A 12393-nucleotide genomic window follows, 5' to 3' on the forward strand; every position below is an offset into this window, starting at 1 on the left:
GTTTTTACAGACGAGTACGCGAACTTGCGCGATGGAATGAATCCCTCATTGGTGCAACAGTTGCGACAACGTTGCCGCTGAAATTGTTGCGCGAACTTAGCCTTATCCGCCAACTGCCCGTCGTCCTGCGGATCGCTTCATGAATTCGTCGCCCATGCCATCGGCGGAACCCTTAAGCACCCATTCAGTGACGAAGGCCTGCGGATGAACTGCGGTCGACTGCAAGCCTCCCTGCAATCGATAGCGCGAGGAGGTGCAAGATTCGGGCGGCGTTGGTGGACTATCGGGTTTGACACGCGGTTTCAGACGCGCGGCGAAGGGCCGGGTTAGCAGCCACACACCTGGAACGGTTGATAAGTCCAATCGCGGCATTGCTCTCATATGCGGCGCGGCGCCGTCCGGTATCCACAGAAGCTGTGGGCAAGTCTGTGAACAAACAGCGCGGTGCCCCACATCACCGTCGCTGGGCGATCGGATCAGTTAACGCACAGCGCCCGACGGCTGGTCCGGCGGATCACAAACGGTTTACATGGCGCTACGCTTCGTCTATGCTGAACCTGTTTTTTTGTACAGTATCCGCGAGGAGAACAAGGCATGGCAGTTGTAGCAGTTTGGAAATGTGACCGGGACGGCAGTATGTTTGATGACAAGAAAGCGGCAGACGAACACGACAAGATGCTGGAACTGGCGGAGTGCATTACCTGCCTGATCGAAGCAGAAGTGCCAGGCGTGGGCGACGAAGCAGCGGAGAACATCGGTCTGGTGCTGGCCAGGCGCAAGGACGATCTGGCCAAGGCATGCAAGGGTAAGCCGGAATTACTGCTCCCGGGGGATGAAGCAGCAAGCACCGGGGAACAGGAAGACAGTGGCAGCCTGCGAGCCGTGGGTGGCTGAATGAGGTGAGATCATCCGCCGCTCAGTGCGCCTACAATTTGTATCCGGGCTCCGGCTTGTAGGCGCACATCCAGGCGCCGGACCATGTTTTCCCCCACAAAGATAGCGACGTGCCGGCGGATGCGCTCCTGTTCATCCACGATGCGAAAAGCCAGGCCGCGATAGCGCGTATCCAGCGCGCGAATCACGTCCAGCAGCGTCGCGCCCTCCTCCCTGCCGCCGAGGTCCGCGGCCTCCAGATTCAAGTTGCGCGCACCGCCGGTGTAGCGATCCAGCTGACTGGGCAACACAACCCGAATCACGCGCCCACCACCTCCACTGAGTAGATGTGGGGAAGATCCATGGCAAGGGGCCGCCAGCTCTCCCCTTCGTCAAAGCTCCCCCAAAGTTGGCCGTTTGTGGTGCCCAGGAATAATCCCACCGGCTCCGAATCCGCCCCACACGGGCCCACCGCCATGCACTGGCGTTTGACCGTCCACCAGGCCTGTTGCCGGGGAAAGCCGTCGTCGTGGCGCGTCCACGAAGCACCCCCATCGCGGGTGCGGTAAACCGCTGGCTTGCCGCCCGGACTGGTGCGGGGCCACAGGCCGGAGCCATCCATGGGAAACACCCAGGCGGTATCCACGTCCCGGGGATGCACGACAATGGGAAAGCCGATGTCCCCAACTTCTTGAGGCATGTTGTCCCCAATGCGCTCCCAGCGGTCGCTCCGGTCCCGGTCCATGCGGTAGATACCGCAGTGGTTCTGGTGGTAAAGGCGATTGCTGTCGCGCGGGTGCATGACCATACAGTGGGGATCATGGCCGTACTCGTATTCGCTGCCGTCCTCTTTGGGCGGGAAGAAGTCCGTCGCCACGCCCCGGTTGAGCGGGTGCCAACTGTGGCCTTCGTCCAGGCTCTCGAAAATCCCGCCACTGGACATTCCCAGCAGCAGATGACGCGGGTCACTGTGGTCCACGATGATGGAATGAAGCTTGGGGCCGTCCGGGGTGCCATCCTTGTCGCCGCCGCGCCAATGGAAAAAGTCCGGGTGGGCATTGAAGCCTTGCACCTCCTCCCAGTGAGCGCCGTGGTCATCACTGACAAAGAGCCCCTGGGGTGAAGTGCCGGCATACCAGCGCTCCGGCTGGCTCGGATGGCCAGGCGTCAGCCAGAACACGTGGTCCACACTGCGCCCCTCTCCTTCGTCCCCCGCTTTCGCAAACCGCGGCGGACGTTCGGCCTCAGTCCAACTTTCACCGCCGTCCTCCGAGCGGAACAGGCTCGGCCCCAGGTGGCCGCCACCGATGGTCATAAGCCGCCGCCGGGTGTTGCGCGGGTCAGCCACATAGTGGAACACGGAGGAGCCGAGATGGTTGGGTCCGTGAATATTCCAATTGGCCTGTTGGGGATTACCGCTCACCGCCCAGGCCCCTTTGCGGGTGCCTACCAGAATGGTTGTGTCGTTGTTCATGATCGAATCCCTTGTTCGCCCGAGCCGAGTGATCAGTCAACCGCAGTCCGTCACGACCTCCTGCCCAGAACCATGTGTATCACCGAATCGGAAGGCGTATGGCGCTGGACCTCATAGCCCAGTGCAGGCAGGTCGAGCCCGGCAAAGAGATTTTCCCCCTTGCCCAGTACAACCGGGCTCACGGCAAGATGCATGGTGTCGACCAGCCGCGCCTCAAGATATTGCCGGATGGCGGCCACCCCGCCGCCGAGACGTACATCTTTACCCCGGGCAGCATCCCGCGCCTGCTCCAGGGCGGCGTGAATGCCTTCGGTCACGAAGTGGAAGACGGTGCCCCCCTCCATGGTGACGGGCTCCCGGGGGTGATGAGTCAACACGAACACCGGGCAGTGGTAGGGCGGCTCATCACCCCACCAGCCGCGCCAGCTTTCGTCCGGCCAGGGGCCGCGCACCGGTCCGAACATGTTGCGGCCCAGTATCCAGGCGCCCACATTCTCGAAACCCTGTTCGATGAAGTCGTTGTCCACACCGGTCGCGCCGCCATCGTTGCCAAACATCTGGTGGAAGCGACGGGTTTTGAACGCCCATTGGTGGAGCGCCTCGCCGCCCCGCCCCAGGGGATGCTCCAGGTCCTGGTCGGGCCCGGCCCCATAACCGTCCAGAGAGATTCCAAAACAGTCGATTCTGAGTTTGCTCATCAAGTCCTCGCTGGGTTTTCATGGGGCAGACGGCTGCACCTCGCCCCCTTGTGAGTTCACAACAGTTCGTTCAAAACAGAACTGGCTGCCATTGGTCGTTCCCTCTGCCGACAAATCGACATCTTCGCTACCCGAGACCGAACATCGGCACCAATCCCTGCCTGTTCGGCAGTGGGCCTGTGGGAGAATACCCCGCGCTCACCTCCCGGCCCACTGAATCGTTCCGGGCCCGAGTCACTCACCCAGTTTGGCGACTCAGCATTGACGCAACAACCCACTGCCGTGTTACGCGCTCGCGATACGGATCGGGTCCTCATACAAGGAGACGTGCCCATGGAGGCCGGAATCATTCGTTTTGGAAAAAGCACCATCAAGCGTTTGTTTGGTATCAATACGTTCGGCGACCAGGTTCACCGGATTTACGACGAGAAAGAGTACCTGGAGGCCTACGCGGAGCATACAGATCTACGCGTGGAAGCGGATCCCCGCGAGGCGATCGGCGGCATGTGGGAGGAAATCGGACGGCTTCAGTTCGATTTTTTGCTCAGCCGCAAACTAAAGCCCCAGCACCGGATGCTGGACATCGGCTGCGGTACCCTTCGCGGGGGCCAGCATTTTATCCGCTACCTGAAACCAGGCGGTTACCACGGCACTGACATCTCTGCAAAAGCCATCGCCTTTGCCCGCCAATTTGTGGAAGAGAACGGGCTGGCGGACAAAAAGCCCCAACTCCTGCTCAGCACCGGCAAGGACCTGAAGTTTCAGGAATTCGGCAATCAGACCTTTGATTTCATACTCGCCCAATCCGTATTCACCCATTTAAAGCCTGAACATATCCGTGAATGCTTCCAGAATATCGGCCGCCTCATGGAACCCGCTTCGGTTTTTTACTTTACCTACTTCCCCGCGGATGCTTTCGGGCAGACCGGACTCAAGGATTTTTGCTACCCTTTCCCTTTCTTCGAATCGCTGGCAAAGCAGAACGGCTTTGGTCTGCGGGACCTCTCATGGGAATACAACCACCCGAGGGGCCAGGCCATGGTTGAAGTTCGCAAGCTCCGGCAAAGCCCCTGAGCCACACTGCAGCACCTGTTCGTCGCGGCTCGACAATTCAGGGAGCGCCGGCGACCATCGTGTGAGACAAGGATCTATGACTGCTGATTTCAGGCCCACCTATACCCGCCGTGGCGAAGGCGACATTCTGGTGCTCGTTCATGGCGCCCTGGCCGATGAGCGGATGTGGGCGCCCCACATTGAGCTCCTGCAGTCCGAGTACGATGTGATCGCGCTGACCCAGCGCCATTTCGGGCCCGGCGGCCGTGCCCACCAGGGAGGCTTTGGAACTGAGACCCACGGCAAGGACCTGGCGCGCTTCCTGGACACCCTGGACACGGACCGCCCCGTTCATGTGGCGGCCTGGTCCTATGGCGCCGACGTTGTGTTGAGCACGCTCGCGCGACGGCCCGGGAGAATCCGCAGTGCCTTCCTCTATGAACCGGGCAATCCCGCTTGCCTGACCGAGCAGGAAATGGCGCTCTTCGGTCAGGATGCGGAACGCATGTTCGGCCCCGTCTTCCCCCTGGTCCAGCACGGACAGCTAACGGAAGCGGTGGTAGCACTCATGGATGGTTCGGGAGGTCGCGCGGGCTATTTCCTCTCCCAGACGGACTCGCGCCAGCAGCAGCAACTTCAGAACGCCCACACGCTGCCCCTGCAGATGGGCCAAAGTGAGGCCACCAACCTGAGCTGCGATGCGCTGGCCGCGATCGACATACCGGTTGCGGTGGCTTATGGCGGGAAGACGAGAACCTTGTTCAACGTGGTGTCCCGGGCAGCCGGCAGCTGTCTGGGCAATGGACGGACCCTTGAAGTGGAGGAAGCCACGCACTTGCTGCCGCTCGACAGCCCTCACGAGTTTGTGCGGCTGCTGAAGGTACATCTGGGGAGTGTGAGCCCAGAGCCAGGCAAATAAATGCGGAGGAGGGGAATTGCCGACCAGGCCGGGCGGGTTATCGGAGGATATCGATGCTGTTGATGTGGAGGGCGTGCGGACTTGCGCCGCAGACCCTCCGATTGCTCGAGTCCATTACGGACTCGAGCAACACGTGCTAGAAATCGAAACGCACGTTGATGGTCATGGTCTCGATATCGCTGACGTCGCGCAGGTTCAAGCCGGCCGAGAGGGTGCCTGAGAAGAAGTAGCGGGCATTCAGGTCATAGCCCACGTCGCTGTCGCTTCCAAGATCATCGAAGTCCAGATCTTCGTACACCAGGTGCGCACCCCACTCGAAAAATTCGTTGGGCTTGCCGCGCACGCCACCCCGCAACTGGAATCCGTCACCGTCGAAACGGCCGATCTCCACGTCGGAATAGGCCAACGATCCATCGAAGTCCATGCCGGGCGCAATGGGAGTATGAAAACCAGCGCCCAGATCAATCCGGTCCACATCCGCATCGCCCGGGTCAGTTTCCAGCATTTGAGCGTTGCCGAGAATGTAGAAGTTTTCGCCCACCGCAAAGCTGCCGGCGAATGAGAAACCATCCAGGTCCACGTTGATGCCGTCGACTTCGCCATCGATCACGTATCCGGCGCCCAGGTAGGTATAGCTCAGATCGGCAGCGGCCAACGGAGCAACCCCCAACAGTCCCAGAAACAAAAAGTGCTGTGCCTTTTTCATCTTTATCTCCCTCAATCTTCTATGATGTGCGTCTTGGAGGCGCGTTCTGCCTCGCTCCGGCGCGTCGCCAGCATAGGTATTGGCGCGATACTCGGCAATACCCGCTGACCCATTTTGAGGAGTGGGTCCGTTATGCAAGTTGTATGAGAGTCTCACAAGCGATGCTCTACGCATGCAGAAGAGAGGAAATATGAATTGCCTCGCAATCAACGTGGCCCTTGTTCCCGGCGAAGCAATGAGAGAGCGCGCCCGAAGCTGGAATTTGCGCTTGCTGAAAAATTATCCGGCGGGTTTTGCACTGGATGACGGCCACGTGCCTCACATCACTCTGGCCCAGGCCTTTATTGACCCGAATGATCTGGATTCGATCTGGGAGCAGGTGTCGCCCCTCGGTATTGGCCACGAACTACACGCGGAAGCCTTTGATTTCTTCCCGAAGAACGGGCTCGGCACGGCGGGATTTGACGTTCGCCAGCCGCAATGGCTGGCTGAGGCGCACAGGCAGGTGGTGGAGTTGCTGGAACCGATCGCGCTGCGAAGCGGAGGGGAAAGTGCGTTTCATACGACCCCGGACGAGCCGACGATTGCGCGATCGAGTCGCCATTATGTGGAGGTCTTCTTCGATGAGCACGCCCGGGACAAGTACAACCCGCACGTGACTCTTGGCCGGGCTCATCGGGAATTTCTGGAGCAGTTGCGAAAGGAAACCTTCACGCCCTTCCGCTTTGGCGTGGAAGCTTTGGCCATCTTCCAGCTCGGGAATCACGGCACCTGCGCTCGGGAGCTCCGCTCCCGGCGCGTGGGGCCCTCCGGCTAATCCTCCGCTGGCTCCGACGCGGTCATCTCTTCGATTGCAACACCGTAGGCACCATCGGGAAGGGTTTTCGCCACCGTCACCGGCTTGTCGGTGTTGCCGTAGCAGTAGTCCACGAGGCTGACCACGGTGAATGATCCGTAGTATTCCTTCTTTGGGTCGAGCAGAAGAACCACATTGGGCCGCAGTCGCAAGCCCGGGTTCTGGGACACCACAATGCCCACCTCTCCGCTGCTCAGTTCCACCAGGCTGCCGGTGGGATAGGTGGAGAGTGCCTGAATGAAATGTTTGACCAGCATCTCCGAAAAATACACGCCCTGTTGCTGGTAGAGCATGTACGCTGCGTTGGAGGCGGAGGTGGCATTGGCGTAAGGACGCGGGGTGGTGAGGGCCACGTAGAAATCCACCATACCGGCGATCTGGCCCAGCAGTGGAATGTGGTCACCTTTCAGGGCTGCCGGATAGCCGCTGCCATCCAGGCGTTCGTGGTGGGTGCGTACGATGTCCAGCACATCGGCAGACGCATCCGCATCCTCGGACAGAGTGCGTACGCCGTGCTCCACGTGGGTCTTCATGATGGCCCACTCATTGTCGGTGAGCCGTTCCTTCTTGTTCAGAAGTTCCGGGGGCAGCTTGGTTTTGCCGATGTCCATCACCAGTGCGCCGGTGGCAAGGGCGTTGAGCTTGTCCCGAGCCAGACCCAGCTCACGCCCCACAGTGGTGGCCAGAATAGAGGCGTTGAGTGCGTCCCGGTAAATGTAGGAATCGAACTTCTTGATCCGGTTAAGCCAGATGTAGGCATCCGGGTTGCGCCCGATGCTGTCGATCATTACCTCGACCGACTCCTCGATAAGATCCAGCTTGATCTGTCCCGTCTGCCTGAACGCGGTTTCCACATCCCGCATCAGTCCCACCAGTTCCTCGTGGGACTGCTTCACGGTACGGATCTCGTCCATGGCGGTGCTGGTGGTCTTGTACTGTTTCTTGCCGATCAGCTCGGAAGCCGGCTGGGGCTTTGGCCGGGCAGGGATTGCGCTGATCTCGATCTCCTCGTCCGGCACCATGATGTAGACGTGCTGGCATTGCTTTTTCAGCTCCGCGATCTCCGCCTTGTTGCGCACAGGAAAACCCTGAAAAAGGAAGGGTGTTTCGCTCCACGGCCGATCGAGGCGGGAGACGTACATACCGATTTCGACTTCGTTGACGTTGATCTTCTTTACAGGCATTGGCGATGGGGTTCCATGGAAACGTTGGTACGGCCCGCTCTGCGAGCCGCGGGGAAACGGGGGCTATGAAGCAGCGGCGGAAAACGATCTGATCAGATAAATATAGCAGCCTGATGGAAAGTGTCTGAATATTCGCAAAGACGGCTGACACCCGCAGTGACGGGGAGCCGCTGATCAGACAGTGAAGCCTTCCCGGCGAAGCGGCATCACGCGCACCCGCTCACCCGTGGCCGCGAAGATGGCGTTGCCCACCGCGGGTGCCAGGGGCGGCAAGGCAGGTTCGCCGATGCCGGTGGGCTCGTAGTCCGATTCGATGAAGTGAACGTCCACTTCCGGCGCGTGCCGCATGGACAGGCCGTGGTAGTCGTGGAAGTTGCTTTGCTGGACGCGCCCGTTTTCCATGGTGATTTCCATGGACAGCATGGTGCTGAAGCCATCGATTATGGCCCCTTCCACCTGGGCAGTCGCGCCGCTGCGGTTGATGACCGGGCCGATATCCACCGCTGCGGTGACCTTGTGAACACTGAGCTTTTTATCGGGCCCGACGCTGACTTCCGCCACCTCCGCCACATGGCCCGCGTGACTGAAATGGAAGGCCAGGCCCAGCCCGCGCCCTTTGGGCAGTTGCTTGCCCCAGCCGGCTTTTTCCGCCGCCAGCCGGATGACCCCGCTGGCGCGGCCGGTATTCAGGGAGCGCATATTTCCCGGCTCGAACCAGCGCGGCTCGCCCATGATCTCCAGCAGAAATTCCAGATGATCGCGGCCCGCCGCATGGGCCAGTTCCGCAATGAAACTCTGCACGGCCCAGGCCGTGACATTGGAGCCGGGTGCGCGCCATGGCCCGCAGGGGGTCAGGCTCTCCATCAGGGACATGGCAGCACGGTAATTGGGCGCGCAGAGTGCGGGAAATTCTTCGGCGGAAAGGCGGGTCCCGCTGGTGGGCTCCCCATCGCGGCCCACCCCGATCAGGTGGGTTTCCATCGCCGCCAGCTTGCCCTGTTCATCCACCGCACCCTTCATGGCGAAGAAGCCACCGGCCCGATAAAAGTCGTGCTGGATATCGTCTTCCCGGCTCCAGGTGAGTTTGACGGGAGCCTCCATGCGTTTGGATATCAAAGCGGCTTCCGACGAGAAGTCCACCCGGCCCCGGCGGCCAAAGCCGCCGCCCATTCGGGTCTGATGGACCGTGACCCGCTCGGCGGGCAGATCCAGGTAGCGTGGGCCCAGGGCGAAGATCCGGCTCGGGGCCTGCGTGGGGGCCCAGATCTCCATGCTGGCGGGCTCCCCGTCACGGGCGGGTTTGTAGTGGGCGGTGCAGTTCATGGGCTCCATGCAGGCGTGGGCCACGTAAGGATGGGTGTAGAAGCTTTCCACTACTGTATTGTCGGCGCGCCCGAATTCGTCGTCCACATTGCCGCGGGACGTGATCTCCCGCTCGCCGCGGGTAAGGGCCAGTTCACGCGCCTGTTCTGCAAACCGGGTCCAGCTGTCGTCGGACGCGTCGCTCTCGTCCCACTCCACCCGGAGCGCCTCCCGGGCCTTGAAAGCCTGCCAGGTGGAGCGGGCCACAATTGCCACGCCGGAGACCAGCCCCATGGCATCCCGGCCACCTTCAAGGACGAATGCATCCACCACCCCCGGCAGTTTTTTCACCTCGTCCAGGTTGGCATTTTTTACGCGGCCGAAGAATGCGGGACACTTGTGATAGACCGCGTGCAGCATGCCGGGCAGCTGCACATCGATGCCGAACAGGGGTTTGCCGGTCACGATGGCCGGGTTATCCACGCCGCCCACAGCGGTGCCCAGCAGGTAGAACTCCCCGGCATCCTTCAGACGGACGTCCCGCGCAGCGGGCAGCTTCTGCTTTGCGGCGGCCCCCACCAGCTCGGCGAAGGTCAGGCTTCGTCCGCTGGGCTGATGAACGACTGTGTGATTCCTCGCGATGAATTCATTCGCCGGAGCGTCGAGGCGCCGGGCGGCAGCGGCAATGAACATGTGGCGGGCGGCGGCGCCCATCTGGCGCATGGGCCGCCAATTGCGCGGGGTGGAGGTGGAGCCGCCGGCGCGCTGGGTGCCATAGCGCTGTTCGTTGACCGGCGCCTGGATCACGGTGACCTGGGCCCAGTCCGCGCCCAGCTCTTCAGCGATGATCATGGGAATGGAGGTCTTCACCCCCTGGCCCATTTCCGGCGTGTGAGAATAAAGAGTAATACCTCCATCCGGCCCCACGTGTACGAAGGCATTGAGCTCGAACTGCCTGACCGACGGCAACTCGGGGCCGATGCCGGTAGCGGCTCCGGCGGGCAGGGACAGGGCGACAGCAAACCCGCCGCTGCTTACTGCCGCCAGTTCCAGAAAGCGCCTTCGCTTCAGGCGCGGCTGGCGGGTAAGCGCAGTTTTTACTTCCTCAACGACACTGTCGTGTAGCGGTTGGTCGGCGAAGTCCATGACGATTCCTTGTTTTTTGATGGCCCGGTTGTTTTGTTGGCCCGAAATGCAGCGGCCTTGTGGTTGGCATTCGTGGGCCGGACGTTTCAGCAGACCTGCAGGGGGCAGGCCCTGCCGGTACGTGCGCACACGTGGTTCAGCGGGTACTGTAGAGTCAGTCCGTACTGTATAGAAAGCGGCCCGGGGTTGTAAGCCCGAGCCGCACGCCAGATCGGAGCCACAACGGGGCTGCCGCGGCTCAATGCCTCCGGGCGCGGGCGCGCTTGAGGTAATCGCTCAGTACCTCGACGTGATTGCTCAGGACCGGGCGGATCTGGTTGGCGACGAAGGTGTGGATTTCCCGGTCGCCTGCCGACTGTCCCATGAGGGCATCACAATCGGCCAGTTCGGATTGCTCCGCTTCGCGCAGGGCGTTCAGCACTTCCGGGTCCTCATATAAACGTAGGTGCGGTTGTTTGCGGATCTGGGGCGAGGCGCCGGGTCCCTGCCCCCCTGGGTCCATACCCATTTCCGCCAGCATGCGGCGAATGCTGCCCACGATCTGTTCGTGGTCCTTGCGCATTTCCACGAAGTCCCAGGCTTTTTCATCGACGTTGGCGGCCTCCACCAGGCTCCCGTACACCATGGCAGCCTGTTGCGAGTCGTTGAGAATCCGGTTGAGTGTGACGGCCATCGTTTTCCTCCCGTTGCAGTGATGATCCCGGCGGCGAATGTGCGACCGACGATCGCACCTTCACCCGTCCCACGACGCTTTCGCTGTCACCGCCCCGGGCCACCTTCCACACGGACCTCAGCGCCTTCGCTGTTGGTTGGGGTCATGCCCTGCGCCGCTTCCGCGTCTGCCTCTCCCGTGTAACTGATGCGGTAGATCACGCCGTTGGTATCGTCACTCACGAGCAGGGAGCCGTCCCCGGCCTGAGCCACTCCAGCGAGGCGGCTGAGAAAGCCCCATTGACCGCCTTCCTGCATCAGGAACCCGGTCACGAAGGGTTCGAAGCTCACCGGTTCGCCATCTTCAAAATCGATTCGCACGATTTCGTAGCCGGACGGGGGTTTGCGGTTCCATGAACCGCGCATGGTTACAAAGGCGTCGCCACGGTAGGCCTCGGGAAACTGGTCGCCGGTATAGAACGCCCATTGCATCGGGGCCGCATGGGGCGTGTAGAAGCCCACCGGTTCGGTGCTCTGCTCTGCCCAGTCGGCCCAGCTCTGGTCAGCGGGAGGTTCGTCGGCGGGGTTGAACCGGCCGTCGTCGTAGACGTAGGGCCAGCCGTACTGCGCTCCGTCTTCGATGCGATTGAGTTCTTCGTGCTGCTCGTTGTCCCCGAGCCAGTCGATGCCGTGGTCCATCCCGAACAGGGCGCCGTTTCCGGGCACGAAGCCGAAGCCGATGGTGTTGCGCAGCCCCGAGGCGAACACGCGGCGGTCCGAGCCATCCGGTTCAACCTGCAAAATGGTGGCGCTCTCGGGGTTGGTTTCCGCGCAGGCGTTACAGGTTGAGCCTACCGACAGGTACAGTTTCCCATCGGGACCCACGACGATGGTGCGGTTCGGGTGCTGGCCGCCATCGGGGAGGTCATCAATGAGGAGTTCGAGCTCGCCCAGGTCGCCGTTCTCATCAATGTCGGCCCGATACAGTTCCCGCACGGTCACCAGGTAGAGGGTGGAGCCATCAATGGCGATTCCGTGGGCTTCCTCCTGCTCGGCTACGACGGTTTCGGTATCGGCTCGGCCGTCACCGTCTTCGTCCACCAGCCGGACCACATCACCCACTTCCCGGCGGGTGACGAATACCGCTCCGCTCTCGTGGACCGCAAGCATGCGCGGGTTCTCGAGCCCATCGGCGAAGATGGCAATTTCAAAGCCCTCGGGCAGTTGCAGGCGCTGGACCCGCTCTTCGGTGACTTCCAGCTGTGCCGGTTTGAGGATGTGGCCAATGACCTCGACGTCGGGAACCTCGGGCGGATTGGCAGTGGGAAATTGCTCGGATACGGATTGGCCCAACGCTGCTGCACTGCACACGGTAGCAATCGTCGCGCTGGTAACAATTACCGGAAATTTTTTGTGCATGACTCCCTCCTGGAAACATTCTCCCTGACACCGCACGGGTACGGCTGAGTGTGGATAAACTGGAGAGGGAACTTGCGGACTTCGTGCCAGTTGCGGGGCTACCACGCTGGAG

General features: G+C 61.4%; 12 protein-coding genes. 4 read left to right on the top strand and 8 right to left on the bottom strand.

All coding sequences use genetic code 11. The features are described 5' to 3' along the window. The first annotated feature begins 594 nt into the window (after nucleotides 1-594). On the top strand, nucleotides 595-894 hold the full coding sequence (locus ACURWW_RS15940) for a YebG family protein (protein WP_445617891.1): 300 nt from the start codon (nucleotides 595-597) through the stop codon (nucleotides 892-894). A gap of 11 nt (nucleotides 895-905) precedes the next feature. Here the strand turns inward: ACURWW_RS15940 and ACURWW_RS15945 are convergent, their stop codons facing one another. From ACURWW_RS15945 to ACURWW_RS15955, 3 genes are read right to left on the bottom strand one after another with little or no spacing between them, the layout of a single operon-like run. After that, on the bottom strand, nucleotides 906-1196 hold the full coding sequence (locus ACURWW_RS15945) for a MoaD/ThiS family protein (protein ID WP_445617890.1): 291 nt from the start codon (nucleotides 1194-1196) through the stop codon (nucleotides 906-908). Further along, on the bottom strand, nucleotides 1193-2347 hold the full coding sequence (locus ACURWW_RS15950) for a hypothetical protein (protein WP_445617889.1): 1155 nt from the start codon (nucleotides 2345-2347) through the stop codon (nucleotides 1193-1195). The genes ACURWW_RS15945 and ACURWW_RS15950 overlap by 4 nt, the downstream gene beginning before the upstream one ends. Nucleotides 2348-2397: 50 nt before the next feature. Continuing rightward, on the bottom strand, nucleotides 2398-3045 hold the full coding sequence (locus ACURWW_RS15955) for a dihydrofolate reductase family protein (RefSeq protein WP_445617888.1): 648 nt from the start codon (nucleotides 3043-3045) through the stop codon (nucleotides 2398-2400). Nucleotides 3046-3378: 333 nt separating this feature from the next. Between ACURWW_RS15955 and ACURWW_RS15960 the strand changes: the two genes are divergently transcribed. Both ACURWW_RS15960 and ACURWW_RS15965 read left to right on the top strand, forming a co-directional pair. Then, a complete protein-coding gene (locus tag ACURWW_RS15960) occupies nucleotides 3379-4119 on the top strand; it encodes a class I SAM-dependent DNA methyltransferase (RefSeq protein WP_445617887.1) in 741 nt (246 codons plus the stop codon). Nucleotides 4120-4195: 76 nt separating this feature from the next. Beyond that, the gene (locus tag ACURWW_RS15965; RefSeq protein ID WP_445617886.1) at nucleotides 4196-5017 is read left to right on the top strand and encodes an alpha/beta fold hydrolase; all 822 of its coding nucleotides are present in this window, start codon (nucleotides 4196-4198) and stop codon (nucleotides 5015-5017) included. Nucleotides 5018-5153: 136 nt separating this feature from the next. Here ACURWW_RS15965 and ACURWW_RS15970 read toward each other — a convergent pair whose 3' ends face one another. Next, nucleotides 5154-5723: a hypothetical protein gene (locus ACURWW_RS15970; RefSeq protein WP_445617885.1), complete on the bottom strand. Its 570-nt coding sequence runs from the start codon at nucleotides 5721-5723 to the stop codon at nucleotides 5154-5156. A gap of 190 nt (nucleotides 5724-5913) precedes the next feature. On the opposite strand from ACURWW_RS15970, the gene ACURWW_RS15975 reads away from it, so the two are divergent. Then, nucleotides 5914-6540, top strand: coding sequence for a 2'-5' RNA ligase family protein (locus tag ACURWW_RS15975; RefSeq protein WP_445617884.1), 627 nt, complete (start codon nucleotides 5914-5916; stop codon nucleotides 6538-6540). On the opposite strand, the gene ACURWW_RS15980 is transcribed toward ACURWW_RS15975, so the two are convergent. From ACURWW_RS15980 to ACURWW_RS15995, 4 genes are all read right to left on the bottom strand, one after another. Then, nucleotides 6537-7763, bottom strand: coding sequence for an HD-GYP domain-containing protein (locus ACURWW_RS15980; protein WP_445617883.1), 1227 nt, complete (start codon nucleotides 7761-7763; stop codon nucleotides 6537-6539). The two genes, ACURWW_RS15975 and ACURWW_RS15980, sit on opposite strands and share 4 nt — an antisense overlap. Nucleotides 7764-7937: 174 nt before the next feature. Next, a complete protein-coding gene (locus ACURWW_RS15985; RefSeq protein ID WP_445617882.1) occupies nucleotides 7938-10211 on the bottom strand; it encodes a molybdopterin cofactor-binding domain-containing protein in 2274 nt (757 codons plus the stop codon). Between the two features lie 238 nt (nucleotides 10212-10449). Further along, complete coding sequence (locus tag ACURWW_RS15990; protein ID WP_445617881.1) at nucleotides 10450-10884, bottom strand: hypothetical protein; 435 nt, start codon at nucleotides 10882-10884, stop codon at nucleotides 10450-10452. 86 nt (nucleotides 10885-10970) lie between these two features. Further along, entirely contained in the window at nucleotides 10971-12281 is a 1311-nt protein-coding gene (locus ACURWW_RS15995; RefSeq protein ID WP_445617880.1) for a PQQ-dependent sugar dehydrogenase, read from the bottom strand. Between the last annotated feature and the right edge of the window lie 112 nt (nucleotides 12282-12393).

It is taken from the genome of Gilvimarinus sp. F26214L, assembly GCF_054401055.1.

What these genes read in the sequence shown, in the direction of transcription:
- ACURWW_RS15940 (WP_445617891.1), top strand. Translation starts at nt 595, where the DNA reads ATGGCAGTTGTAGCAGTTTGGAAATGTGACCGGGACGGCAGTATGTTT.
- ACURWW_RS15950 (WP_445617889.1), bottom strand. Translation starts at nt 2,347, where the DNA reads ATGAACAACGACACAACCATTCTGGTAGGCACCCGCAAAGGGGCCTGG.
- ACURWW_RS15955 (WP_445617888.1), bottom strand. Translation starts at nt 3,045, where the DNA reads ATGAGCAAACTCAGAATCGACTGTTTTGGAATCTCTCTGGACGGTTAT.
- ACURWW_RS15960 (WP_445617887.1), top strand. Translation starts at nt 3,379, where the DNA reads ATGGAGGCCGGAATCATTCGTTTTGGAAAAAGCACCATCAAGCGTTTG.
- ACURWW_RS15965 (WP_445617886.1), top strand. Translation starts at nt 4,196, where the DNA reads ATGACTGCTGATTTCAGGCCCACCTATACCCGCCGTGGCGAAGGCGAC.
- ACURWW_RS15970 (WP_445617885.1), bottom strand. Translation starts at nt 5,723, where the DNA reads ATGAAAAAGGCACAGCACTTTTTGTTTCTGGGACTGTTGGGGGTTGCT.
- ACURWW_RS15975 (WP_445617884.1), top strand. Translation starts at nt 5,914, where the DNA reads ATGAATTGCCTCGCAATCAACGTGGCCCTTGTTCCCGGCGAAGCAATG.
- ACURWW_RS15980 (WP_445617883.1), bottom strand. Translation starts at nt 7,763, where the DNA reads ATGCCTGTAAAGAAGATCAACGTCAACGAAGTCGAAATCGGTATGTAC.
- ACURWW_RS15985 (WP_445617882.1), bottom strand. Translation starts at nt 10,211, where the DNA reads ATGGACTTCGCCGACCAACCGCTACACGACAGTGTCGTTGAGGAAGTA.
- ACURWW_RS15990 (WP_445617881.1), bottom strand. Translation starts at nt 10,884, where the DNA reads ATGGCCGTCACACTCAACCGGATTCTCAACGACTCGCAACAGGCTGCC.
- ACURWW_RS15995 (WP_445617880.1), bottom strand. Translation starts at nt 12,281, where the DNA reads ATGCACAAAAAATTTCCGGTAATTGTTACCAGCGCGACGATTGCTACC.